Raw genomic sequence first — 23,063 nt, 5'->3', positions numbered from 1 at the left:
CGAGGGACTCACCCCAGCCTGATTCTGGGGTCGACGACCGCGTAGAGCAGGTCGACCACGAAGTTGACGACCACGTAGACCACGGCCACCACCAGGCTCACGCCCATGATCGCCGGGAGGTCGAGGGTCAGCGCGCCCCGGTAGGCGTAGGCGCCCAGTCCCGGCCAGGAGAACACCGTCTCCACCAGCACCGCGCCGCCCAGCAGGTTGCCGAACGCCAGCCCGGCCACGGTGATCACGCTGACCAGCGCGGGACGGAGGATGTAGCCGAACGTGACGTACGACGGCGACAGGCCCTTGGCCCGGCCGGCCCGCACGTAGTCGTTGCCCACCACCTCCAGCACCGAGGCCCGGGTGAAACGGGTCAGCGACCCGATGGTGAAGATCGCCAGCACCAGGGCGGGCAGCCACAGGTGGGCGGCGGCCTCGCCGAGCACGGTCCACTGGCCGCTCAGCACGGCGTCGACGGTGTAGAGGCCGGTGACGTCCGGTGGCGGGGTGGTGCCCGGGTTCAGCCGGCCCGAGCCCGGCGAGATGCCGAGACGGGCGTAGAACACGTACATCGCCACCAGCGAGAGCCAGAACGTCGGCACCGAGACCCCGGCCAGCGAGACGACCCGGATGATCTGGTCGGCGAGCCGGTCGCGGCGCATGGCGGCCAGCACGCCGAGGCCGACGCCGAGCACGAGCGCCACCGCGATCGCGGCCAGGGCCAGCTCGAAGGTGGCCGACATGAACTGGGCGAGGTCCTGGGTGACCGGCCGGTGGCTCTGCTGGGAGGTGCCCAGGTCGCCGCCGAGCAGGTTGCCCAGGTAGTTCAGGTACTGCTGCGGCAGCGGCAGGTCCAGGCCGTGCTGGCGGCGCCAGGCCTCGACGACCGCGGGGTCGGCGGCGGCGCGCTCGCCCAGGTTGGCCGTGACCGGGTCGCCCGGCACCAGCTGGGTCAGCACGAACGAGACCAGCGTGATGCCGAGGACGAGGAGGATGCCGGCCGCCAGCCGGCGGAGCGTGAACCGGAGCAGGCCCGGTAACGCGTACCACCGTCCGGCGACCGGTGTGAGGAACGACGTCATCGATCGGCGCCGGCTAGCGCAGCGTGGTCAGGTCGACGGTCCACAGGGGGTTGTAGTCGAGCGGGCCGAGCTGCTTGGCGCCCGCGACCACGGCCGACGGCTGGAACAGCGGGATGAAGGGGCCTTCTGCGTTCATGGCCTTCTGCAGCGCCTGGAAGTCGGCGTCGCGGGTGGCGTCGGCGGCGGTCTCGGCCTTGTCGGCGAGCTCGGTGATCTCCGGCGCCGCGTTCTCCTTCCAGCCGGCCCGAAGGCCCACCATCTGGCCCGGGGTGAACAGCAGGTAGTCGTTGGGGTGGTTGTAGTCCGGTCCCCACCACTGCAGGCTCAGCTCGTCCTTGCCGGCGCGGTAGGAGTCGAGCGCGGTGGTCACCGGCTTGCCGTCGAGCTGCACGTCGATGCCGACCTCCTTGAGGTTCTGCTGGAGGCGGGCCGCGATGTCGGCCATGCCCACGCCCTTGTAGGTCAGGTCGGAGGCGTAGTTCAGCTTCACCGAGGGGGAGGAGATGCCCGACTTGGCGAGCGCCGCCTTGGCGCGGGCGACGTCGCGCTTGACGGCGTCGGCCGGCGCGAGCGCCCCGGAGAACATCGAGGGGACGACGCCGCCCGGCTGGACCGCGCCCTCGCCCACCAGGTTCAGCAGGCCCGCGTAGTCGACGCCGTAGCGCACGGCCTCCTGGAAGTCCTTGTTCGAGGTGGTCGACGAGACCGCGGGGTCGTCGTTGACCAGCAGGAACGCGATGTCGGCGGCGGCGGTCTTGTTGACCGTCACGTTCTCGCCCAGCGAGGTGGCCTGGTCGGGCCGCAGGTCCAGCGCGAGCTGGCTGCCACCCTGGGTGAGGTTGAGCTGCTGCACGTTCGCCTGGACGTTACGCACGACGATCTTGCTGTAGACGGGCTTGGTGCCCCAGTAGCCGTCGTTGCGCTCCAGCACGACCTCGCTGGCCGCGTCGAACTTGGTGATCTTGTACGGGCCGCTGCCGTAGGAGGCCTTGGCGAACTCCGGCTCGGCCTTGTCGCTCTCGGCGTCCTTGGTGCCGCCCATCTTCTCGACCGCCGCGCTGTTCTCGATGCCGAGCGCGGGGTTGGAGAGCTTGGCCATCAGCGCCGAGTCGGGCTTCTCGGTGGTCAGCACCACGGTCTTGTCGTCGGGGGCCTCGGTCTTGATGCCGTCGAGCAGGAAGGACGGGTTGCCCTTGAGGCCGGCGATCCGCTCGAAGGTGTAGACGACGTCCTTGGCCGTCATCGGGGTGCCGTCGCTGAACTTGACGCCGTCGCGCAGGGTGAAGGTGAACTTCTTGAAGCTCTCGTCGATCTTGGGCAGCTCGGCCACCCCGGGGACGGCCGTCTTGACGTCGGCCCCCTTGTAGGTCACCAGCGTCTCGTAGACGGGATAGAGCACCGTCTGCGCCGTGGGCTCGAACTGCCGGGCCGGGTCGGCGGTCTTCAACTGGAACGAGGTGTCGACGACCAGCGTGCCGCCGCCCGCCGCACCGCCCGTCCCGCCGCTCGTGGGAGCCGTGCCCGCCGCTCCTCCGCCGCCGCCGCAGGCGGCGGTCAGCGCGGCCACCACGCCCAGGCCGAGGACCGCGAGACCTCTACGACCAACCATCCTGTCCGCCTCTCATACGTCGCGTACCGGGCTCATGGCGCGAGACGGTTCCGCAAGGACGCAAACGATTCCGGTCAACCTCTTTTATGTCAAGGCTTCAACCGATAAAACCACAGGTGAGCGTATATGTAATCTTTCGGAAATGTTTCTGCAAAGCGGGGCCCGGCAGGCGTCCGGGCACGCCGGAACCCGCGGCCGTCCCGCCCCCTCGGGCCCCGGGGTGGTCCGCGGTGGCGGAGCCCCGGAACGACGCGGTCCCGCAGGGCCCCGTCGCGTGCCGGAGGGCCGGGGACCGGTTCGATCCTGCCTCGAAGGCTAGGGCGCCTCGGTCACGTATCGGAGACGTTTGTGTGAAATTCCATGAACAGAAGTCGGTGAAACGATCTTTCTTTTTCATCGTACACGCTCTGAGCAAGGGGTTTGCTCGTGAACGATCGTTGTTCGCTTGTTCACTGAACTCGCGTCTGATAGAACATACGGCATGTGCGGAACGGGCGGGCCGTCCACGGCCGCCCGCGGGGCGCCCCGGCGCCGCTCCCCGTTCACGACGTCCGCGTTCACGACGTCCTCGCGATGGGGCACGACGTCCGCGACGAGGGCCGGAGGGGCTCGATCGCGCGGCCGGGGCGGGTACCGCTCCGGAGCCGGGCGCGGGGACCGGCCGGGCATGATCGGGACCGGGTCCGCCGGGACACGGCCGACGACCGCGTCCCGGCGGACGTCACCCGCCGGACCTACGGAGTGGAGGCCCCGATGAACGACGTGGTCATCGTCAACTGCACGGTCACCGACGCCCGTGCCGCACGGGGGAGCACCGCCGAGGGGCGTGTCGCCGACGCGGCGGTGTGGGTCCGGGGCGACCGGATCGCCGCGGCCGGCCCCCGCGAGGAGGTGACGGGCCTGGCCGGTGACGCCCGGGTGATCGACCTCGGCGGCGCGCACGTCACCCCCGGCCTGGTCAACATGCACACCCACCTGTCCCTGTCGCTGCCCGGACGGGCCGGCGACGGCGTCAGGGACATGACCGCGCACGAGCTGGCCCTCTACATGGCCGACGGTGCCCGCCGGACCCTGCACTGCGGGGTCACCACGGTGCGGTGCGTCGCCGAGAAGGACCACGCCGACTTCGCGCTGCGGCGGGCGATCGAGGCGGGCAGGGCGACCGGCCCGCGCATCTTCACCGCGGGCCGCGCCCTGGTCTGCACCGGGGGGCCACGGGCACGAGGGCGGCGACACCCTGGAGTGCGACGGCGCCGACGGGTTCCGCCGGGGGGTACGCGCTCAGATCAAGGCCGGCGCGGACCTCATCAAGATCATGATCTCCGGGGGGATCGCCGGGGAGCACGAGAGGATCGACACCCCGCAGCTGTTCTCCGACGAGATGGCCGCCGCGCTGCGGACCGCGCACGCCTGGGGCCGTAAGGTCACCGCGCACGCCGGACCGGCGGCGGTGATCGCCGAGGCCGTCGAGCTGGGCCTGGACTGCGTGGAGCACGGCTACCAGCTCACCCCCGAGGTGGCGGAGCTGATGGCCCGGCACGGGACGGCCCTGGTGCCGACGTTGCTCGTCACCCGCTGCAAGGAGTTCTTCGACGAGCTGGGCGTGCCCGGGTGGATGCAGTGCCGCTCGCTCGGCGCCGGACCCCGGCACCTGGAGAGCTACGCCATGGCCCTCGACGCCGGGGTGGAGGTCCTGCTGGGCAGCGACATGCCGCCGTTCTGGGCGTTCGAGGGGACCAACGCCACGGTGCGGGAGCTGGAGTTCATGTCCGACGGCGGGCTCGGCCCGGCCGGGGCGCTGCACGCCGGGACGCTCGGCCCGGTGCGCTGGCTTGGCGCCGACGCCGACCTCGGCACCGTCGAGGCGGGGAAGTACGCGGACCTCATCGCCATGGACGCCGACCCCCTGGAGGCCACCTCGGCCTTCCGCGGGGTCCGCTGGGTGATGAAGGCGGGCCGGGTCGTCCGCGACGACCGGTCGGGATGGGAGAGACCGTGAGCAACCGGACGGGAGGGCCCGTGAGCAACGGCGCAATCGATTCCGCAACGGACGCCGGGGCGGACGCCACCGCGATCGCCGCGGGCATCGACGACATGTACGACGCCTTCCTGGCCGCCGACCGCGCCCGGTTCGACCGGCACCTGCACGCCGAGGTGACCACCTGGGAGACGCATCTGCCGGGACCGCTGCGGACCCGCTCGGAGCTGGACGCCTACCGGGACGGCCGGGACACCTCGGGCGCCCGTCCCGGACTCGACCGGCTGGCGGCCGAGGACAAGCGGATCGACGTGTGGGGCGACACCGGGGTGGCGCGGTACGTGCTGGTCGCCGAGCCGACGGGCGGGCCCGCCCAGCACAGCAGGGTGACCGACGTGCTCCGCCGCGTCGGCGGTGACTGGCTCATCGTCCACCACCACTCGGAACTGCTCACCGGGCACGGGTGAGGACACGGCATGGGCGGAAGGGATCCGCGGCCCGCACGGGCCGGAAAGGGGACGGGCATGGGCGACGACGCGAACACCGGCGCCGGAGGTGTCGCCGACGGCACCTCCGGAGCCGAGGGGACTGACGGCGCTGACGGCACTGACGGCGCCTCCGGTGGTGACATGGAGCTGTACGACCTGCGGGTCGTGGTCGACCGCATCGAGGGCAGGTCCGTCTGCGGGATGGAGGTGGGCGACTGCTTCACCCTGGAACGGAGCGCGCACCTGCGGCTCCCCGACGGCAAGCACTTCTGCGTCTACGCGCTCGCCGCGGTCCTGCCCTTCCTCGCGGCCAAGCAGCGCGACCTGGCCCCCGGGGACTGGCTGGCGCGCGACTCCCTGTTCTGCTGCCCCGACCCGGAGGAACGGCTGGTGATGCGGGTCGAGCGGACCGGCCGCCGCCGGATGAACTCCGCCGACCTGACCTGAGGGGACCCCATGAGCACCGCCGAGATCGGCCTCGGCCTGCAGAGCGACAAGCGGGCCGGTGACTACGCGCGGCTCGCGCGCCGCGCCGAGGAGCACGGCTTCGACGTGCTGAGCGTGTTCGGCGACCTGATGTACCAGCCGCCGATCTTCCCGCTGCTGGAGATGGCCGCCGCCACCGAGCGGGTACGGCTCGGCGCGGCCTGCCTCAACCCGTACTCGCTGGCCCCGTACGAGATCGCCGGGCAGCTCGCCGCGCTGGACCTGGCCTCGCACGGCCGCGCCTACCTGGGGCTGGCGCGCGGCACCTGGCTCGGCGCGGTGGGCATCGCCCAGCCCCGCCCGCTGACCGCGCTGGCGGAGGCCGCGCGGGTGGTCCGGCTGCTGCTGGCCGGTGACGCCGGGGGGGTTCGAGGGGGAGATGTTCCGCCTCGCGCCCGGTACCCGGCTGCGCTACCCGGTACGGCGTCCCCGCCCGCCGCTGCTGCTGGGCGCCTGGGGGCCGAAGGGAGCGGCCCTGGCCGGCCGGATCGCCGACGAGATCAAGGTGGGCGGCAGCGCGAACCCGGCGATGGTCGGGGTGATCCGCGAGCGGGTCGCGGCCGGGGCCGTCCCGGCCGGGCGCGACCCCGGTGAGGTCGGCGTCGTGCTGGGGGCGGTGACCGTGGTGGACGCCGACGGCGCCGCGGCCCGCGCCAGGGCCCGCACCGAGGTCGCCATGTACCTCGCGGTGGTCGCGGACCTCGATCCGACCGCGGGGGTCCCCGCCGACCTGCTCGGCCGGGTCAAGGAGCTGGTCGACGCCGGGCGGGACGAGGACGCCGGGCGGCTGATCCCCGACGACGTGCTCGACCTGTTCGCCTTCTCCGGCACCCCGGAGCAGGTGGCCGCCCAGGCCCAGGCCCTGATCGACGCGGGCGCGCACCGGGTGGAGTTCGGCACCCCGCACGGGCTGACCGACGACGGCGGGGTGGAGCTGCTGGGCGGTGCGGTGCTGCCGCTGCTGGACCGCACCCGGGGCCGCCGGTGACGGCCCCGCCCCTAGGGCCGGGCGGCCGGGGCCGGGGTGGGCGGGGTGACCGGGCGAGCGGAACGGGTATACCCCTCGCGAGCCCCGGGAGGTGACGCTCCGTCACCTCGAAACCCGATGCCCGCAGAACCTTCCATCCGTAAAGCGAACGCCCCGAATCCTCTCGTACTCCCGATTTCACCTGCGTTCAGCATGAGTGAACATGAAGGGGACGTAAGGAGATGACGCGATGAGCGAGCGCACCGCAGGCCCGGCGACCAGGACCGGAGGGCCCGGCGAGCAGGAAGCGCTGGACGCCGACGCCCGGGACACGACCTGCCGCCGCGCCGAGTTCCTCCTGCCGCCCCTGCCCGCGTCCGCCCGTCACCCCGAGGTCGCCTACTTCGCGGGCAACTCGCTGGGCCTGCAACCCCGCGCCGTCCGTGCCGCGGTCCTGGCGGAGCTGGACGACTGGGCGCTGCACGCGGTCGAGGGGCACCACCGGGCGACCCACCCCTGGCTGCCCTACCACGCGGAACTGCGCGAGGACGCCGCCACGCTGGTGGGCGCCGCCCCCGAGGAGACCGTGGTGATGAACTCCCTCACGGTGAACCTGCACCTGATGATGGCGACGTTCTACCGCCCCGAGGGCGAGCGGACCCGCATCCTCATCGAGGACCACGCCTTCTCCTCCGACAGCTACGCGGTACGCAGCCAGGCCGTCCACCACGGCCTCGACCCCGACGAGACCGTGGTCCGGCTGCGCCCCCGTCCGGGCGAGGACTGCCTGCGCACCGAGGACGTCGTCGGCCACCTGGCCCGCGAGGGGCACCGGGTGGCGCTCGTCCTGCTGGGCGGGGTCAACTACCTGACCGGCGAGTTCCTCGACATCCCCGCCATCACCGCCGCCGGGCACGCGGCCGGGTGCCGGGTCGGCTGGGACCTGGCGCACGCGGTCGGCAACGTGCCGCTCGCGCTGCACGACTGGGACGTGGACTTCGCGGCCTGGTGCTCGTACAAGTACCTCAACGCCGGGCCCGGCGCCGTCGCGGGCTGCTTCGTGCACCGGCGCCACGTGACCGACCCGGATCTGCCCCGGCTGGCCGGGTGGTGGAGCACCGAGCAGGCGACCCGCTTCGAGATGCGGCCCGAGCTGGTGCCCGTCCCCACGGCCGACGCCTGGCAGATCTCCAACCCGCCGATCCTGGCCATGGCCCCGGTCCGGGTCTCGCTGCGGATGTTCGCCGAGACCGGGATGGCCAGGCTGCGCGAACGCAGCCTGGCGCTGACCGGGTACCTGGAACGGCTGCTCACCGAGGTGATCCGGGACCGCCCGCTGGAGATCGTCACCCCCGCCGACCCGGCCCGGCGCGGCGCCCAGCTCTCCCTGCGGGTGGGCGGGGGCCGCGGGGGTGCAGGGAGTGGCGGGGACGCCGACGCCGCCGGCCTCGCCGACCGGCTGCACCGGGTGCACGGCGTCCTCGCCGACGTGCGGCGCCCGGACGTCATCCGGCTGGCCCCGGTGCCCATGTACTCCACGTTCCACGACTGCTGGCGGGCGGCCGAAGCGCTCGCCGCGGAGGTGAGCCCGTCATGAGGTGCCCGCTGAGGTCCCGTACGAGGTCCCGCGGGGGGTCGTCATGAGGTCCGAGGAGGTCGCCGTGGTCGGCGCCGGGCTGGTCGGCTGCCTGACGGCCTGCTACCTGGCCCGGCGCGGCCACCGCGTCGTGCTGTACGAGCGCAGGCCCGACCCGCGCTCGGCGGCGCCGGAACGCGGGCGCTCGATCAACCTGGCCATCTCCGAGCGGGGGATCGACGCGCTGCGCCGGATCGGGCTGGACCGGACCGTGCTGGAGACCGCGCTGCCGATGTCCGGCCGGATGATGCACGCCCCCGACGGCACGCTCGGCTTCCAGTCCTACAGCGCCGGAGGGGAGCGGGCGATCAACTCCATCAGCCGCTCCGACCTCAACCGCACCCTGCTGGAGGCGTCCCTGGCCATGCCCGGCGTCCAGGCCCTGTTCGAGCACCGGCTGACCGGGCTCGACGCCGACTCCGGCCGGATGGAGTTCGACACGCCCGGCGGCCCGGTCACCCGTACCGCCACGGTCGTGCTCGCCGCCGACGGTGCCTACAGCGCGGTCCGCGAGCGGCTGCGGCTGCCCGGCGGGGTCGAGGTCACCCAGGACCACCTCGACTACGGCTACAAGGAGCTGACGATCCCCGCGCGCGACGGCGAGTTCGCCCTCGACCCGGGCGCGCTGCACATCTGGCCGCGCGGCAAGGCCATGATGATCGCGCTTCCCAACCCGGACCGGTCGTTCACCTGCACGCTGTTCTGGCCCCGGAGCGGGCCCGGCAGCTTCGAGGAGCTGGACACCGCCGAGCGGTTCGAGGAGTTCTTCGCCGCCGTCTACCCCGACGCCCGCACCCTGATGCCCGACCTCGCGGACGACTACGCGCACAACCCGATCGGGCGCCTGGTCACCGTACGGGCCCGGCCCTGGCACGTGCGCGGCGCGGGCGCGGTGACCGGGCTGCTCGGCGACGCGGCCCACGCCATCGTGCCCTTCTACGGCCAGGGGGCCAACTGCGGCTTCGAGGACTGCGTGGAACTCGACCGCTGCCTGGAGGAGACCGGCGACGACTTCCCCGCGGCCCTGGCCCTGTACGGGAGCCGCCGCAAGGAGCACGCCGACACCATCGCCGAGCTCGCGCTGGAGAACTTCGTCGAGATGCGCGACAAGGTCGCCTCCCGGTCGTTCCTGCTGCGCAAGCGCCTCGAACACGGCCTGGAGCGGCTGCTGCCCGGCCGCTACGTCTCCCGCTACGAGCTCGTGTCGTTCAGCACGGTGCCCTACGCCGAGGTCAGGCGGCGCATCGCCCGCCAGAACCGGGCGGTCGCGGCCGTCGCGCTCGGCATTGTGCTCGGTGTACCGGTCGCGGCGGCGGTGACCACCGGGCTGCTGCGGCGCCTCAGAAGAGGCGGGGCGTGACCACGGACACGACCGTGGTGACCCGGTCGGTGTCGTTGAACATGCTGTGCGGGACGGTCGACCTCAGATGGACGCTGTCGCCCGGATGAAGCCGGTGCTCGACGCCGTCGACCTCGTACAGCAGCTCGCCCTCCAGGACGAAGGCGAACTCCTCACCGGCGTGGCCGTAGGAGTTCTCCCGCCTGCCGCCGGGCGCGATGTGCACCAGCAGCGGTTCGAGCACCAGGTTCGGGCCCCTGGCCGAGAGCATGCGGTAGGTCTGCTGGCCCGAGATGTACTCGGTGGCGGCCGTGCTGGAGCGGGTGAGGGTGAAGTGGCTCGGCAGCGGGGAGGCCGGTGCCCGCCGGTCCTCCTCCCCGCCCTCCTCGGCCGGGGCGTCGTTGAAGAACTCCGCCACGCTCCGGTCCAGCGCCGTGGCCACGCTGTTGAGCGCGGTCAGGCCGATCGAGGAGATGCCCCGCTCGACCTGCGAGAGAAACCCGATCGAGAGCCCGGAGTGGGTGGCCAGACCGCGTAGTGTCAGACCGCGCTCCTTGCGGAACTGCCGCATCCGGGCTCCGACGGCGTCGTGACGGTCCAGCTCCACCCCGCCCCGGCGCTCCGATGTGCCCACCTGCGGCTCCCCTCCGTCGAGCGGCGTGGCCGCCTGTTCGCTGTAGCTAAACATATTTCACAGCAAGAGTCCTCGCGCGTCAAAAGGGAGTGGGAAATGGCAGACGGTGAAGTCGGCGGTGTCGGCGGTGTCGGTTATGTCCGGCAGCGGCTGGGGGGCCTCCCGGCACCGTACGAGCCGCCGGAGGTGATGAGCGACGTCCCCGGCTCCTTCACCTGGCGGGTGCTGCACGAGCGGCACCCCTCCCTGATCGCCAGGGTCCGCGAGGCCACCCCGTACGACGCCCGCCGCAACCGGGCACTGGACGCGCTCCTGGAGGAGATCGAGGGGATCATGGCGCCGCCGGAGGACTCCGCGCACGACCGCGACCTCTGGGAGAGCTGGGACCGCGGCCACATCGGGCGGCGCTGGGACGAGGTGCCGTTCCTGTGGGCGGAGAGCTACTTCTACCGCAGGCTGCTGTCGGCGGTCGGCTACTTCGAGCCGGGGCCGTGGCGCGGCGTGGACCCGTTCGAGCCCTTCAAACAGGCCGAGCTGGAGGGCGAGGCCGTCGACGAGGAGCTCCGGGAGCTCGACGCACTGGCCGACGCACCCGCCGGGGAGCGGGACCAGGCGCTGATCCTGCGGGCGCTGTGGGGCAACCGGGCCGACCTGGTCTTCCGGATCTCGGCCGGACCCGACCTCGCCGACCGGGAGGCCGGGCTGGTGGCCGACGACAGCGCGCTGCTGTGGTCGCTGGCCGGTACCGGGCGGGTCTGCCTGGTCGCCGACAACGCCGGGAGCGAGCTGCTCCCCGACCTCGTCCTGATCGACCACCTGCTGCACGCCCGCGGGACGGGCCAGGTGATCCTGCACGTCAAGCCCCTGCCGTACTACGTGTCCGACGCCACCGTGACCGACGTCCTGGCCTGCCTGCGGCGCATGGCGGCCGCGGGCGGCGAGGCGGGACGGGTCGCGGGCAGGCTGCGGGCGGCGATCGGGTCGGACCGGCTGGTGCTGCGGGCGCACGCCTTCTCCTGCGCGCCGCTGCCCTACCGCGAGATGCCGGTCGGCATGCGCGACGACTTCGCCTCCGCGTCATTGACGATCATGAAGGGCGACCTGAACTACCGCCGCCTCGTCGGGGACCGGGCCTGGCCGCACACCACCCCGTTCGCCGAGACCACCGCGTACTTCCCCGGCCCGGTCGCGGCGCTGCGCACCCTGAAGTCCGAGGTCGCGGTCGGCCTGACCGGCGGGACGGTCGAGGCCCTGGAACGGACGGGCCGCCCCTGGCTGACCACCGGCACCCACGCGCTGATCCAGGCCAGGGCCTGAGGGGCGGGGCCACGGGCCGGCTCGGCTCCGGGGCGGTGTCGGCGTGCGCGTGCCGGTCCGATGCGGGCCTGACGGGGAAGGGGCGAGCCGGCTCGTCCAGGGCGGCCCCGGGGGCCCGCGTGCCGGTCCGGTGCGGGACCCGTCCGATGCCCCGGGTGGGACACCGGGACGGCCGGGTCCCGCCCGCGGGGCCCTGACGGCTCAGCCGGAGGACTGGGGAAGGAGCGGCCCCTCGCTCGCCTGGACGAGGACGAACCCCTGCCCCCGGAACGCGAGCTGCGCGGCCTCACCGCTCCCGCGCCCGATGAGCGCCCCCACCTTCATGGTGCGGTTGACGCCCACCTGAAGCCCGGCGCTCCAGCAGACCGCGGACTGGCTGTCGGCGAAGGTCGGCGCGTGGGAGGTGTCGAGCAGCACCGGGGCGCCGTGCGCGGTGACGGCCACCCAGCCGGTCCCGGTGATCGTGGTGTTGAACAGGCCGCCGGTGGCGATGCCCGCGCCTTGCACGCGCTGGATGTCCCAGGTGAGCTGCGGGTCGAAGGCGAGCAGGTTGGAGCCGTTGACGGTGATCGCCTCGTTCTCCAGGTAGAACAGGTGCACGTCGTCGGCGTTGTAGGCGACGAAGAGGGCTCCCTGGCCGCGGACGCGCATCAGCGGCGCGCCCTCGCCGGTGACCATCTTCTTCAGCATCCGGCCGACCCCGCCCCCCGCGTAGTCGAAGTCCATCTGCCCCTGGAAGGCGACCATCGACCCCTGCCGGGCCATCACCTCCCCGTTCAGCTCCACCCGCAGCATCTTGCTGTTCTGCAGGGTGAAGTGGCCGGGAAAGTGGCCGTGGTCGAGATTTCCGAAGAACGAACTGCGCACGGAGGATGCCTCTCAGCGTCGGGGACGTCGCACCCTGAACGACGAATCCGGCCGCCCCGGAGTTCCCGTCCGGTTGTTACCATCGGCCGGTGCCCGGCGCGGGGAGCCGGTGCCACGACCCCGGAGGAGAGCGTGGACGAGCGTCCGTACGTGCTGCTGAGCTGCGCGATGTCCGTCGACGGCCACATCGACGACCGCACGCCGCGGCGGCTCCTGCTCTCCAACGACGAGGACTTCGACCGGGTGGACGCGGTCCGCGCGACCTGCGACGCGATCCTGGTCGGCGCGGAGACCGTACGGCGTGACGATCCCCGGCTGCTGGTCCGGTCGCCCGAGCGCAGGCGGGAGCGGGTCGCGCGCGGCCTGCCGCCGTCGCCCGCGAAGGTGACGCTGACGGCCACCGGCGACCTGGACCCCTCCGCCGCCTTCTTCACGGCCGGTGACGCGCCCAGGATCGTGTACGCGGCCTCCCCGGCCGTGGCGGGTCTCACCGGACGCCTGCGCGACGCTGTCGCCGGGGGTTCGGGTGGCACCGGGGTTTCCGGGCCGTCCGGAGACGCCGGGGCCTCCACGGGCCTCAGCGCCTCCAAGGCCTCCAGGGCCTCCAAGGTCTCCGGGGCCTCCGGAGCCGTCGGAGCGCCCGGGGCCGTCGGAGCTTCCGAAGCCTTCGGGGCTGTCGGACCTCCCGGGGCTGTCGGAGCTTCCGGGGGTCTCGGGGCCGAGGTGGTCGACGCGGGGGACCCGATCGCCCTCGGCCGCGTTCTCGCCGACCTGTACGGGCGGGGGGTGCGCCGCCTCATGGTCGAGGGCGGTACGTCGGTGCACACCCGTTTCCTGCGGGAGGATCTCGTCGACGAGCTCCACCTCGCCGTCGCGCCGTTCTTCGTCGGCGACCCCGGCGCCCCGCGTTTCGTCGGGGACGGGCCCTTCCCGCGCGACGGCCGCCGCAGGATGGAGGTGGCCGAGGTCCGCGCCATGGGTGACGTCACCCTGATCCGCTACCTGCTGACCTGATCCGGCCTGCCGTGCACGGGGGGAGAAGCGCATGAACGACCGCGACTGGCTGGGGCTGGCGTGCGACCTGGCGAGGCTGTGCCCGCCCTCGGGGACGGCCTTCTCGGTGGGGGCCGTGGTGGTCTCCGCGCGGGGGGAGGAACTCGCCCGCGGGTACTCCCGGGAGACCGACCCGCACGTGCACGCCGAGGAGGCGGCGCTCGCCAAGCTCGACCCGGACGATCCCCGGCTGGTCGGCGCCACGGTCTACAGCAGCCTGGAGCCGTGCAGCGCGCGCAGGTCACGCCCGAAGACCTGCACCCGCCTGATCCTGGAGAGCGGCGCGGGCCGGGTGGTGATGGCCTGGCGCGAGCCGCTGCTCTTCGTCGACTGCCACGGGGTCGAGGAGCTGGCGGCGGCCGGGGTGACGGTGCTGGAGATCCCCGAGCTGGCGGAGCGCGCCCGCGAGCCCAACGCCCACCTCGTCACCGGCTGACCGATCCCGGAGGGGGAGTCGGCCTGGTTCCGATGGACACGTCCGGTCCGGGGGGTGCCGGCACCCGACGGGCCCTGGCGCGTCCCCCGGGTCCCCCGGGTCCCCCGGGTTCCACCGCGTCCCACCGGGCCACCGTCCCACCGGGCCACCGTCCCACCGGGTCCCATCGCGTCCCGGCGCGTCCGTTCCGTCCGGCGGTGAAGGTACCCGAACGAAGGATGAGATAACCGTCAAAGTAGTTACTTATAGTGATAAAGACGACCACTTAATACCTTTAACTGCCTCTATATGCGATTTTTCGGTTTGAAGAACGCTGCTCTCGGTAGTCAGTAGGTATCGAGCGAGAGGCCGGCGCCATGAGATTTCCCGGTGTAGAGGCGATCTTCCGCGTTCCGCCGGCCGCCTCCGTGGACGACGCGGAGACGGACCCGCGGTGAGCGGCACCGTGCTCGTCGCCCGCCTGGACAACGCCGGAGACGTCCTGCTGGCAGGACCCGCGATCCGGGCGGTGGCGGCGGGCGCGCGAGAGGTCGTGCTGCTGACCGGGCCCTACGGCAGTGACGCGGCCCGCCTGCTGCCCGGCGTCTCGCGGACGGTGGAGTGGCGCGCCCCCTGGATCGAGCCGGCCGCACCACCCGTGACCGCGTCGCCTGTGTCGTCCGCACTGCCCACGTCGTCCGCACCGTCCGCACCGTCCGCACCGTCCGTGCCACCCGTGACCGGGCCGCACGTGCTGAGGCTGCTGCGGATCGTCCGGGACGTGGCCCCCGACCAGGCGTTGATCCTCACCTCGGCCCACGAGTCCCCGCTGCCGCTGGCCCTGCTGTTCAGGCTGGCGGGCGCGTTCAGGATCACCGCGGCCTCCGCCGACCAGGCCGGCTCGCTGCTCGACGTACGGCACGTCGCCGACGAGGGCGCGGACCCGCCCGAGGCGGAACACATGCTCGCCCTGGCCCGGTCCGCGGGGTTCGACCTCCCCCCGGGGGACGACGGGCGTCTCGCCGTACGGCACCCGCTGCCGGAGGTCGGCCACCTCACCGGGCCACCGGGCTACGTGGCCGTCCACCCCGGCGTCTCCTGTCCGGCCAGGGCGTGGCCGGTGGAGAGCTGGGCGCGTACCGTCCAGGACCTCGCGCGCTCGGGACACAGGGTCGTGGTGACCGGCGGTGCCGACGAGCGGGTGCTCACCGCGCGGCTCGCCTCCGGTGCCGGTCAGCACGGCCTGTCTCCCGGCCCGGTCTTCGCGGGCGGCTGGACGAGGGGCGGGCCCGGGGACGCGTGCGGCCCGGAACGGGACGAGCTCATTCGTACCGGCGGGTGGGCGGGCCGTCATGTCGAGACGGCGGTGGACGGCTGGATCGACGGCTGGAGCGACGGCGAGCTCGTCGCACCGGACAGCGCGGGCGGTGCGAAGGGGAGGTCCGTGACCGATCTGGGGGGCCGCACGACCTTCGCCGAGCTCGCCGCGGTGCTCGCCGGGGCGTGCGTCGTGGTCGCCGCCGACAGCGGCCCCGCCCACCTCGCGGCGGCGGTCGGCACGCCCGTGGTCAGCCTGTTCGCCCCCGTGGTCCCGGCCGGGCGCTGGGCGCCGTACGGGGTCCCGGTGGTGATCCTCGGGGACCAGCGGGCGCCCTGCCGGGGCACCCGCGCCGTCACCTGCCCGGTCCCGGGGCATCCGTGCCTGTCGTCGGTGGCGAGTGCACGGGTCGTCGAGGCGGTCGACCGCCTGACGTTCGCGAAGGAGAGCGTGACATGACGTTCACGAAGGAGACCCTGACATGAGGACCGTGACATGAGGGCCCGGACATGAAGGCCCGGACATGAGCGCCGACCCCGCGCCGGAACAGGCGGACCCTCTCCCGGCCGACGCCGGGGCTCCGGAGGAGGACGCGCCCGTCGCGGCCCCGGTGGACTCGGTGGACCCGGTGGACCCGGTGGACCCGGCGGCCCTGGCGGCTTCGACGATCCCGGCGGACCCGGCGACCCCGGTGGCCCTGACCGCCCCGGCGGACCGGCCGGTCATGGTGGTGCTGCGCGGCCTGGGCATGGGCGACCTGCTCACCGCCGTGCCCGCGCTGCGCGCCCTGCGGCGCTCCCACCCCGATCACCGGATCGTGCTGGCCGTACCCTCCGCCCTGGCACCCCTGGTGCCGCTGATCGGCGCGGTGGACGAGATCTGCGACGTCGCCGGTCCCGGTCACGTCCCGCCGCTCGGCCGGAGCGTGGACGTCGCCGTCAACCTGTACGGCGGCGGCCCGCACGGGGTCGCCGCGCTGCACCGTACCGGTCCGGCCCGGCTGCTGACCCACGCGCACCCGGCCTTTCCCACCGTGCCCGGACCGCCCTGGCGGGACGGCGTGCACGAGGTGACGCGCTGGTGCGACCTGCTCGGCTGGTACGGCATCCCGGCCGACCCGGCCGATCTGGCCCTGGAGCGCCCCGCCCGCGCCGAGGGGGAGTCCCGGCCGGTCGTCGTGCATCCCGGTGCCGCGTACCCGGCCAGACGCTGGCCACCGGAACGGTTCGCGCTGGTCGCCGCGGCGCTGCGGGAGGACGGGCACGAGGTGGTCGTCACCGGCGGCGCCAGGGAGCGCGACCTGGCCGAACGGGTGGCGCTGCTCGCGCGGCTGCCGTCCTCGTGCGTGCTGGCCGGGCGTACCGGGCCGCTGGAGCTGGCCGCGCTGGTGGCCGGGGCGTGCCTGGTGATCTGCGGGGACACCGGTGTCGCCCACCTGGCGACCGCGTTCGCCACCCCGTCCGTGGTGATGTTCGGCCCGGTCCCGCCCACGCTCTGGGGACCCCCGCCGACGGGACCGCACGTCGTGCTCTGGTCGGGCGGCCAGGGGGACCCGTACGCCTACCGGCCCGACCAGGGGCTGCTGGAGATCGGTGTGCGGGACGTCCTCGGCGCCGCGGAACGCCTGCTTGAGGTGAGCGTACGGTGAGCGCCCGGCGGGTGGTGGTCACCGTGACGGCGTCGATGCCGGCGTCGGTGGGGACGACGGTGGGGGTCAGGCCCGGTCGTGGGCGTCGGCGCGGACGAGGCGGAGGAACGCCTTAAGCCCGGTGATGACCTCGTGGTTGTCGGTGAGACCGTCCACGGTGTCCTCGAAACGCCGTGCGAGCCCGGTGATCCGGCGGTCCAGGGCCTCGTCGCCGTCGCGCAGGGCGGCCCGGAGCGACTCGGCGTCCCGGTGGAGCCGCTCGGTGGTCTCGTTCAGCGCGGCCACCTCGGCGGTCAGTACGTCCACCCTGGCCACGAGCGAGACGACGTCCTCGCGCGGATGCCGGGCCTCGCTCATCAGCGTGCCGACCCGCTCGCGCAGGTGCGACAGGTAGGCGCCCGCCGGGCGGAAGAACGTGCTCAGCAGGTAGAAACCGGCGAAGTAGTAGCCCACCGACGCGCCGGAGAAGTAGGTGATGACCGCCAGGATCAGTGCCGAGACGAGATGGCCGCCGACGGCGAACCGGAGCATCCGCCGGGCGATCTCCAGGGCCTCCGCCTCGTGCCCGGCGGGCACCTCGATGCCGCGCTCCCGGGACACGCCGATCTCGTGCACCACCTGCCGTGCCCCGAAATAGAGGTTCCACGGCAGGGTGAGGAGCACGACCAGCCAGATCAGACTGATCGCGCCGAGTCCCAGGGACAGGAACGTGGACAGCGGGACGTCGGCGTACACGAGGAGCCACGCGGCGACCACCGTGCCGACGAGGGCGACCAGAAAAATCCACCATTTCATGATCAGAGCATTTCGAAGATCGCGAAGCCCCGGGAGAGGCCGGGCACTCAGCCGCGCCTGAGCATCCCTACTCAGATCCGCCCGCCCGTGCTCCGTCCCGCCCCGGCCGTCCTCACTCCGGCCGTCCTCACTCCGCCTCGCCGGTGCCCCGTTCCGTCCCCGGTCGTCCTCACCCGGGACGTCCCTCGGCCGCGTCCGGCCCGCGATCAGTGGGGTTCCGGGCGTCCGGTCTCCGGGGCCTGGGGTTCGTCCCGGTCCGATCTCCAGACGACCTCGCCGTCCACCCTGCCGGAGGTCGGCGCCAGGCCCGCGCGGCGCGCCACCGCCGACGAGGCGGCGTGATCGGGATGGACGGTGGCGACGACGGTCGCCGTACCGCGGTCCCTGAGCCAGCCGACGAGCGCGACGGCGGCCTCCCCGGCGATGCCCCGGCCCTGCCACGGCGTCCCCACCACCCAGGCCACGGCCGCGCGGTCACGGGTGACGGTCGCCTGGACGTAGCCGACCAGCCGGTCCGGGCCGTCGAGGCGGATCACCCAGTTGAGCCACGACTCCGCGTGGCCGGGAGGCGGGCCGGCGACCAGGCGGGCGTACCGCTCGCGGAGCCGTTCGGGGGTCTCCGGAGAGCCCCCGACGAAGGTGTGCAGGGCCGGATCGCCGAGCACCTCGGCCATCTCGGCCGCGTGGTGCACCGCAAGGGGTACGAGCGTGAGCCGGGCGGTCTCGATGGGTTCGGCGTCCATGGTCGGACGAGTGTCCCACGGGCGCCGCCGGGCGCTCCCCGGGTGAGGTGGTGACTTTTCACCTGGTCCACTCACGTGGAGCCCGGGGGACCTCCCGAGGTGCGCGAAGGCCGCGGTGGTCGTGGTGACCGCCCGAGCGTGGCCGGAACGCGATCAGGCGGTGGTCATGGACCGTCCGAGCGCGGCCGCGCGGTCAGGCGGTGGTGATGGACCGGTCGACGCTGCCCGGTGCCAGGACGTGCTCGATGACCATGACCGCGGCACCGATCATGCCCGCACGGTCGCCCAGCTCGCTGGCGGTGATCGTCAGGTGCTGGGTGGCCAGCGGCAGCGACCGGCTGTAGATGACCTCGCGCAGGCCCGCGAGCACCTGCTCCCCGGCCTCGGAGATGTCGCCGCCGACGACTATCACCGCGGGGTTGAAGAAGTTGACGATCGAGGCGAGCACGTCGCCGACCTCGCGGCCCGCCTGCCTGATCAGCTGGACCGCCTGGGTGTTGCCGGTCCGTACCAGGCGGACCACGTCGCGGCTGTCCTCGGCGTCCACCCCCTCCGCGCGGAGCCGGGTGGCCATGGCGGCGCCGCCGGCGACGGCCTCCAGGCAGCCGAGGTTGCCGCAGCGGCAGACGGTGTCGAGCCCGGAGGCCACCCGGATGTGGCCGATGTCGCCGGCCGCGCCCTGGGCACCCCGGTGCAGGCGGCGGTCGCTGATGATGCCGCAGCCGATACCGGTGCCGATCTTTATGAAGATGAGGTGGTCGGCCTCGGGGCGGGCCGCCCAGTGCTCGCCGAGCGCCATGATGTTCACGTCGTTGTCGACGAGGACGGGGACGCCGAGGCGCGAGCCGAGCCACTCCGGGACGGGGAAACCGTCCCAGCCCGGCATTATCGGCGGGTTGACCGGGCGTCCCGAGCCGTACTCGACCGGGCCCGGGAGACCGACGCCGACGCCGCAGACCTGGTCGAGGCGGTGGCCGGTCCCGGCGAGCATGTCCTCGAAGGTGTGCTGCAGCCAGCCGAGGGTCTCCTCGGGGCCGCGGTCTATGGGCATCTCGACCGCGCGTTCGGCCAGGACGGTGGTGCCGAGGTCGGTGATCGCGACCCGGGCGTGGGTCGCGCCCAGGTCGGCGGCGAGGACCACGCGGGCGGTGCGGTTGAACGTGAAGGCGATGGCGGGACGGCCCCCGGAGGAGATGGCCTCCTCGGTGGGCACGATCCACTCCAGGCTCACCAGCGCGTCGAGCCGCTGGGCGAGGGTGGACCTGGCCAGCCCGGTCAGCTGGACCAGCTCGGCGCGGGTCCGGGCCCGGCCGTCGCGCAGGATGTTCAGAAGCGCCCCGGCCCCGGCGATCGAGCCGTTCGCCTCGTTGATCATGCGCACAGTCAACACCTCTCGTCTCACCGTTGAGGGACTTAAGCCCGTCAACGGCTCCATTATGCCCAGCGGAGAGGTACTTTTGACGACCGCCGACTTAAGACGTGTGATGTGTGACGTTTGAGGCGTCCGGATGGTCCTGAACCGCCGGTCCGCCCGGGCTTCCGGGGCGCCGGGTTCAGGGCGCCCCGGTTCCGTCCGGAAGGCCCGGTGCGCGCCGGGGACGGCGGAAGAACGCGGCCACCTCGTAGGGGTCGACGGGGTCGGTGAGCAGGCCGAGCATCTCCTTTCGGCGTTCCGGGTCGACCTTGAACGGGTGGCCGAACACGTGCGGGCCCGCGCCGTCGTCCAGCAGCCGGGTCAGCATCAGGTCGCCGGGCAGTGCCTGGCCCGCCAGCAGCTCGTCGGCCAGCGTCACCCGCTCCCCACCGGCCGACCCACCGGCCGACCCACCGGCGTCCCCGGTCGCGTCCCCGGCGTCCGTGCCGCTTCCGGAGGGGCCGGTGCCCGCGGACGGGTCGTCCCCGGACGGGTCGCTTCCGGACGGGTCGTTCCCGGGTCCGGTGACCGCGGCCACGGTGATCTCGTCCCCGGACACGTCCAGGACCTCCCACAGCCGCAGCGGCGTCCGCCGCCAGGACTCCAGCAGGCTCACCTCGTCCTCGCGCAGCCAGTCCCCTCGCGCGGCCAGGAACTCGCCGACGACGTCGTTCTCGAACAGCGCCAGGTCCGCCAGGGCGGGCTCGGCCACGCGGACGCTCAGCCCGATCAGGTCCTCGATCAGCCGCCTGCGGGCCGGGCGGTAGGCGTACACGAGCAGCTGGCGGAACAGGTGCGCGGCCCGTTCGGGCAGCGGGGCGCCCGGGTCGGTGCGGCACGCGGCGTACTCGGCCGCGTCGCGCTCGGCCGGCTCCAGGCCGGGGGAGAGGAAGAGCACCTCGGAGATCAGCCCGGCGGCCTCGAACGAGCGGCCCTCGCCCTCGGCCGACCTGGCGACCAGCAGCAGCGCGGCCGGTTCGGTACGGGGCAGCGCCTCGGCCACGGCCGGGGCGAGCGGCTCGCGCTCCACCTCGTCGGCGATCCTGGCGAGCACCTTCTGCGACCGGGACAGGTAGGTGACGGCCTTGGACAGGTCGGCGCCCTCGCCGTAGGTGCGCAGCGCGCTGCGCACCAGGGCCAGCCTGATGATGTCCAGGGGCGCGAGATCGGCGACCGACGCCACGTCCCACGGCGCGCCGACGATGCCCACCCGGCCGTCGCGCAGCTCCAGCGAGGCGTTGCGCAGCAGCGGGGCCAGCGGCGGCAGCGGGTCGGCGAAGGTCTCGGGCGCCTTCATCAGCAGCTCCAGGACCACGACGTCGACCGGCACGCCGGGGCTGGGCTCCAGGCCCTCGGCGAAGGCGCGCAGCGCGTCGAGCGCCTGCTCGCCGAACGCCTGGACGACCCGCATCGCCCGTTCGGCCGGGACGTCCTCCAGCCCGGCCACGGACACCTCCAGGGCGCCGCCGCGCAGGCGCAGCGCGACCACCTGGCCCGGTTCCACCCCGTCCAGCCAGCCGTCGGGCCCGGTCAGCGCGGGCTCGCCGGTGTCGATCGAGGTACGGACCCGGCCGCCCCGGGCCAGCGGCACGCCGTCGCCGTCGGCCAGCCGTGCCCACAGCCTCAGGTCGTCGGAGGCCGGAAGCACCCCGCTCGCCAGTTCGGCCCGGGTGACGAGGTGCGTCAGCACCGCGCCCTCGCTCAGCGTCAGAAGGTCGCTCATCCCCTCATTGTTCTCGACGTCCCGGCATGGCGATGCCGCCCTCCCCCCTTTCGGAGCCCGTGCGCTCCGGGAAGGGGGAAGGGCGGCCGGGGGGTGCGGCCCGGGGGCCGGGGCCGCCGGGACCGGCCCGGAGGTTCTCGGGCCCGGGGCCGATCCCGGCGGGTCGGGTGACGTCCGCGTGCTCATGGCCCCGGCCGGGGCCGTCCGCCTACGGCCTGGTCAGGCCGAGGGTGTACGAGCCCGAGCCGCTGTAGGCGTGCACCCGCACCCGGTAGGTGCCCGCGGTGCCGTTGTAGGTGAACGCCTCGTCGGGGCCGGAGCTGGTCCCGCTGGCCACGGTGGTCCAGGTGGAGCCGCTCAGCTTCTGCAGGTAGGCGTCGTAGTCGGTGCCGTTGGGGGCGTCCAGGCAGACGCGGTGGACGCCCGCCGCGGCGCTGTAGCCGGCGGTGCCGGGCTGGTAGGCGTTGGCGTTGGAGGTCAGCGAGCCGGTGTAGGTGTTGGTGTAGCCGGTGCAGCCGGTGGGCGGCGGGTTGGTCCCGCCGGTCACCAGGGTGAGCCCGTACACCGAGAGGATCTCGTTGATCGGCTGGTGGTAGGTCGTGCCGCCGGAGGTGCAGTTGCCCGAGCCGCCGGAGGTGACGCCCTGCGCCTGCGTGCCGGAGATGTAGGAGCCGCCGGAGTCACCGGGCTCGGCGCAGACGGTGGTGCGGGTCAGGCCCGTGATCGTGCCCTCGGGGTAGGTGACGCTGGTGTTGTGCTGGCTGATGGTGCCGCAGCGGTACTGGGTGGTGGAGCCCGAGCGGCAGATGGAGCTGCCCACGACCTGCTGGGTGGAGCCGTTCACCGGCAGGATGCCGGCGCTGTAGCCGTTCACCACGCCGGTGGGCGTCCAGTTGGCGTTGACCGCGACCCACGCGTAGTCGTTGCCCGGGAAGGAGGAACCCTGGAAGGTGCCCTGGGCGACCCGGTTGAAGCCCTGGGTGGCGGTGCCGACCGTGCCGCAGTGACCGGCGGTGGCGAAGCCGCCCTGGCTGCCGCGGGTGACCGAGAAGCCGACCGAGCACCGGCCGCCCATGTAGTAGGCGTCGCCGCCGCGGACGTCGTACAGCGGCGTGGGCTTCTCCTGGGAGGCCTCGACGCGGACCAGCGAGGCGTCCACGCCGCTGCCGTTCACGAACGCCTGTGCCTCGGCGACGTCGCCCGCCAGCACGACGACGCTGTTGGTGCGCACGTCGACGTACCAGGAGGGGACGGACTTCGGCGCGCTGCTCACGAGACCGTCGAGGGTGGCCTTGGCCGCCTCCAGCGTGGCCAGGGAGTGCTTGAAGAGCTTGACCTCCGCGCCGGACTTCGCCAGGGAGGCGACCTTGGTGGAGTCGCTGGTGGCGACGACCAGTTCCGAGGTGGGGCCGTTCACCCATGCCCCGGCGTAGGCGGCACCGAGCTGTCCGCGCAGGGCGGGCTCGATCTTGGCCGCGGCGGCCTCGTTGATCAGCCGGGCGGCGGCCTGCTCGCCGGTGCCGCCGAGGTCACGCCGGATGGCGTCGAGCAGCCCGGGGG

At 73.3% G+C, this 23,063-nt stretch carries 21 protein-coding genes and 1 pseudogene; 13 read left to right on the top strand and 9 right to left on the bottom strand.

The annotated features are described in order from the left end of the window. Nucleotides 1–8: 8 nt before the first annotated feature. Complete coding sequence (locus ABD832_RS21585) at nt 9–1,073, bottom strand: ABC transporter permease (protein WP_344898259.1); 1,065 nt, start codon at nt 1,071–1,073, stop codon at nt 9–11. Nucleotides 1,074–1,086: 13 nt separating this feature from the next. Continuing rightward, nucleotides 1,087–2,682: an ABC transporter substrate-binding protein gene (locus ABD832_RS21580; protein WP_344898257.1), complete on the bottom strand. Its 1,596-nt coding sequence runs from the start codon at nt 2,680–2,682 to the stop codon at nt 1,087–1,089. Between the two features lie 753 nt (nt 2,683–3,435). Between ABD832_RS21580 and ABD832_RS21575 the strand changes: the two genes are divergently transcribed. From ABD832_RS21575 to ABD832_RS21540, 8 genes and pseudogenes are all read left to right on the top strand, one after another. Continuing rightward, on the top strand, nt 3,436–4,104 hold the full coding sequence (locus tag ABD832_RS21575; protein WP_344898255.1) for an amidohydrolase family protein: 669 nt from the start codon (nt 3,436–3,438) through the stop codon (nt 4,102–4,104). Beyond that, the gene (locus tag ABD832_RS21570; RefSeq protein ID WP_344898253.1) at nt 3,998–4,681 is read left to right on the top strand and encodes an amidohydrolase family protein; all 684 of its coding nucleotides are present in this window, start codon (nt 3,998–4,000) and stop codon (nt 4,679–4,681) included. Before ABD832_RS21575 ends, ABD832_RS21570 begins: the two co-directional genes overlap by 107 nt. 20 nt (nt 4,682–4,701) lie before the next feature. Further along, entirely contained in the window at nt 4,702–5,127 is a 426-nt protein-coding gene (locus tag ABD832_RS21565) for a nuclear transport factor 2 family protein (protein ID WP_344898251.1), read from the top strand. Between the two features lie 57 nt (nt 5,128–5,184). Then, nucleotides 5,185–5,595 carry a TIGR04076 family protein gene (locus ABD832_RS21560; RefSeq protein ID WP_344898249.1) on the top strand — a complete coding sequence of 137 codons (411 nt, stop codon included), beginning with the start codon at nt 5,185–5,187 and terminating at the stop codon, nt 5,593–5,595. 9 nt (nt 5,596–5,604) lie between these two features. Continuing rightward, nucleotides 5,605–5,997 (top strand): annotated as a pseudogene (locus tag ABD832_RS21555) (LLM class flavin-dependent oxidoreductase); the annotation flags it as partial. Nucleotides 5,998–6,013: 16 nt separating this feature from the next. Next, nucleotides 6,014–6,622 carry an LLM class flavin-dependent oxidoreductase gene (locus ABD832_RS21550; protein WP_344898459.1) on the top strand — a complete coding sequence of 203 codons (609 nt, stop codon included), beginning with the start codon at nt 6,014–6,016 and terminating at the stop codon, nt 6,620–6,622. 229 nt (nt 6,623–6,851) lie between these two features. Next, nucleotides 6,852–8,198 carry a kynureninase gene (gene kynU / locus ABD832_RS21545; RefSeq protein ID WP_344898247.1) on the top strand — a complete coding sequence of 449 codons (1,347 nt, stop codon included), beginning with the start codon at nt 6,852–6,854 and terminating at the stop codon, nt 8,196–8,198. A 43-nt stretch (nt 8,199–8,241) separates the two neighbouring features. Next, on the top strand, nt 8,242–9,597 hold the full coding sequence (locus ABD832_RS21540) for an FAD-dependent oxidoreductase (RefSeq protein ID WP_344898245.1): 1,356 nt from the start codon (nt 8,242–8,244) through the stop codon (nt 9,595–9,597). Here ABD832_RS21540 and ABD832_RS21535 read toward each other — a convergent pair. Then, a complete protein-coding gene (locus ABD832_RS21535) occupies nt 9,578–10,210 on the bottom strand; it encodes a helix-turn-helix domain-containing protein (protein WP_344898243.1) in 633 nt (210 codons plus the stop codon). The genes ABD832_RS21540 and ABD832_RS21535 overlap by 20 nt on opposite strands. Nucleotides 10,211–10,306: 96 nt before the next feature. Between ABD832_RS21535 and ABD832_RS21530 the strand changes: the two genes are divergently transcribed. Then, nucleotides 10,307–11,527, top strand: a complete 1,221-nt coding sequence (locus tag ABD832_RS21530) for a damage-control phosphatase ARMT1 family protein (protein WP_344898241.1) — start codon at nt 10,307–10,309, stop codon at nt 11,525–11,527. Nucleotides 11,528–11,728: 201 nt separating this feature from the next. Here ABD832_RS21530 and ABD832_RS21525 read toward each other — a convergent pair whose 3' ends face one another. After that, entirely contained in the window at nt 11,729–12,394 is a 666-nt protein-coding gene (locus ABD832_RS21525) for an AIM24 family protein (protein WP_344898239.1), read from the bottom strand. Nucleotides 12,395–12,526: 132 nt separating this feature from the next. Here ABD832_RS21525 and ABD832_RS21520 point away from each other — a divergent pair, with 132 nt between their 5' ends. The 4 genes from ABD832_RS21520 (at nt 12,527) to ABD832_RS21505 (ending at nt 16,828) form a co-directional block, all read left to right on the top strand. Beyond that, nucleotides 12,527–13,408 (top strand): RibD family protein, encoded by an 882-nt coding sequence (locus ABD832_RS21520; RefSeq protein WP_344898237.1) that lies wholly within the window; start codon nt 12,527–12,529, stop codon nt 13,406–13,408. A 31-nt stretch (nt 13,409–13,439) separates the two neighbouring features. Beyond that, nucleotides 13,440–13,883: a cytidine/deoxycytidylate deaminase family protein gene (locus ABD832_RS21515; protein WP_344898235.1), complete on the top strand. Its 444-nt coding sequence runs from the start codon at nt 13,440–13,442 to the stop codon at nt 13,881–13,883. 433 nt (nt 13,884–14,316) lie between these two features. Then, complete coding sequence (locus ABD832_RS21510) at nt 14,317–15,639, top strand: glycosyltransferase family 9 protein (protein WP_344898233.1); 1,323 nt, start codon at nt 14,317–14,319, stop codon at nt 15,637–15,639. A 64-nt stretch (nt 15,640–15,703) separates the two neighbouring features. After that, the gene (locus tag ABD832_RS21505; RefSeq protein ID WP_344898231.1) at nt 15,704–16,828 is read left to right on the top strand and encodes a glycosyltransferase family 9 protein; all 1,125 of its coding nucleotides are present in this window, start codon (nt 15,704–15,706) and stop codon (nt 16,826–16,828) included. A gap of 66 nt (nt 16,829–16,894) precedes the next feature. Here ABD832_RS21505 and ABD832_RS21500 read toward each other — a convergent pair whose 3' ends face one another. From ABD832_RS21500 to ABD832_RS21480, 5 genes are all read right to left on the bottom strand, one after another. Next, complete coding sequence (locus ABD832_RS21500; protein WP_344898229.1) at nt 16,895–17,623, bottom strand: Mce/MlaD family protein; 729 nt, start codon at nt 17,621–17,623, stop codon at nt 16,895–16,897. A 206-nt stretch (nt 17,624–17,829) separates the two neighbouring features. Continuing rightward, nucleotides 17,830–18,366, bottom strand: a complete 537-nt coding sequence (locus ABD832_RS21495; protein WP_344898227.1) for a GNAT family N-acetyltransferase — start codon at nt 18,364–18,366, stop codon at nt 17,830–17,832. Nucleotides 18,367–18,559: 193 nt separating this feature from the next. Next, entirely contained in the window at nt 18,560–19,741 is a 1,182-nt protein-coding gene (locus tag ABD832_RS21490) for an ROK family protein (RefSeq protein WP_344898225.1), read from the bottom strand. A gap of 178 nt (nt 19,742–19,919) precedes the next feature. Then, a complete protein-coding gene (locus ABD832_RS21485) occupies nt 19,920–21,503 on the bottom strand; it encodes a hypothetical protein (protein ID WP_344898223.1) in 1,584 nt (527 codons plus the stop codon). Between the two features lie 208 nt (nt 21,504–21,711). Next, nucleotides 21,712–22,776, bottom strand: coding sequence for a S1 family peptidase (locus ABD832_RS21480; protein ID WP_425582629.1), 1,065 nt, complete (start codon nt 22,774–22,776; stop codon nt 21,712–21,714). Nucleotides 22,777–23,063: the final 287 nt, after the last annotated feature.

This window comes from Streptosporangium longisporum (assembly GCF_039534895.1).
GTDB classification, from domain to species: domain Bacteria; phylum Actinomycetota; class Actinomycetes; order Streptosporangiales; family Streptosporangiaceae; genus Streptosporangium; species Streptosporangium longisporum.
The sequence above is the reverse complement of the archived record's forward strand: the minus strand, read 5'-3'. Positions and strand labels throughout refer to the sequence as shown.

What these genes read in the sequence shown, in the direction of transcription:
- ABD832_RS21585 (WP_344898259.1), bottom strand. Translation starts at nt 1,073, where the DNA reads ATGACGTCGTTCCTCACACCGGTCGCCGGACGGTGGTACGCGTTACCG.
- ABD832_RS21580 (WP_344898257.1), bottom strand. Translation starts at nt 2,682, where the DNA reads ATGGTTGGTCGTAGAGGTCTCGCGGTCCTCGGCCTGGGCGTGGTGGCC.
- ABD832_RS21575 (WP_344898255.1), top strand. Translation starts at nt 3,436, where the DNA reads ATGAACGACGTGGTCATCGTCAACTGCACGGTCACCGACGCCCGTGCC.
- ABD832_RS21570 (WP_344898253.1), top strand. Translation starts at nt 3,998, where the DNA reads ATGATCTCCGGGGGGATCGCCGGGGAGCACGAGAGGATCGACACCCCG.
- ABD832_RS21560 (WP_344898249.1), top strand. Translation starts at nt 5,185, where the DNA reads ATGGGCGACGACGCGAACACCGGCGCCGGAGGTGTCGCCGACGGCACC.
- ABD832_RS21550 (WP_344898459.1), top strand. Translation starts at nt 6,014, where the DNA reads ATGTTCCGCCTCGCGCCCGGTACCCGGCTGCGCTACCCGGTACGGCGT.
- kynU (WP_344898247.1), top strand. Translation starts at nt 6,852, where the DNA reads ATGAGCGAGCGCACCGCAGGCCCGGCGACCAGGACCGGAGGGCCCGGC.
- ABD832_RS21540 (WP_344898245.1), top strand. Translation starts at nt 8,242, where the DNA reads ATGAGGTCCGAGGAGGTCGCCGTGGTCGGCGCCGGGCTGGTCGGCTGC.
- ABD832_RS21530 (WP_344898241.1), top strand. Translation starts at nt 10,307, where the DNA reads ATGGCAGACGGTGAAGTCGGCGGTGTCGGCGGTGTCGGTTATGTCCGG.
- ABD832_RS21515 (WP_344898235.1), top strand. Translation starts at nt 13,440, where the DNA reads ATGAACGACCGCGACTGGCTGGGGCTGGCGTGCGACCTGGCGAGGCTG.
- ABD832_RS21505 (WP_344898231.1), top strand. Translation starts at nt 15,704, where the DNA reads ATGAGCGCCGACCCCGCGCCGGAACAGGCGGACCCTCTCCCGGCCGAC.
- ABD832_RS21500 (WP_344898229.1), bottom strand. Translation starts at nt 17,623, where the DNA reads ATGAAATGGTGGATTTTTCTGGTCGCCCTCGTCGGCACGGTGGTCGCC.
- ABD832_RS21495 (WP_344898227.1), bottom strand. Translation starts at nt 18,366, where the DNA reads ATGGACGCCGAACCCATCGAGACCGCCCGGCTCACGCTCGTACCCCTT.
- ABD832_RS21490 (WP_344898225.1), bottom strand. Translation starts at nt 19,741, where the DNA reads ATGATCAACGAGGCGAACGGCTCGATCGCCGGGGCCGGGGCGCTTCTG.
- ABD832_RS21485 (WP_344898223.1), bottom strand. Translation starts at nt 21,503, where the DNA reads ATGAGCGACCTTCTGACGCTGAGCGAGGGCGCGGTGCTGACGCACCTC.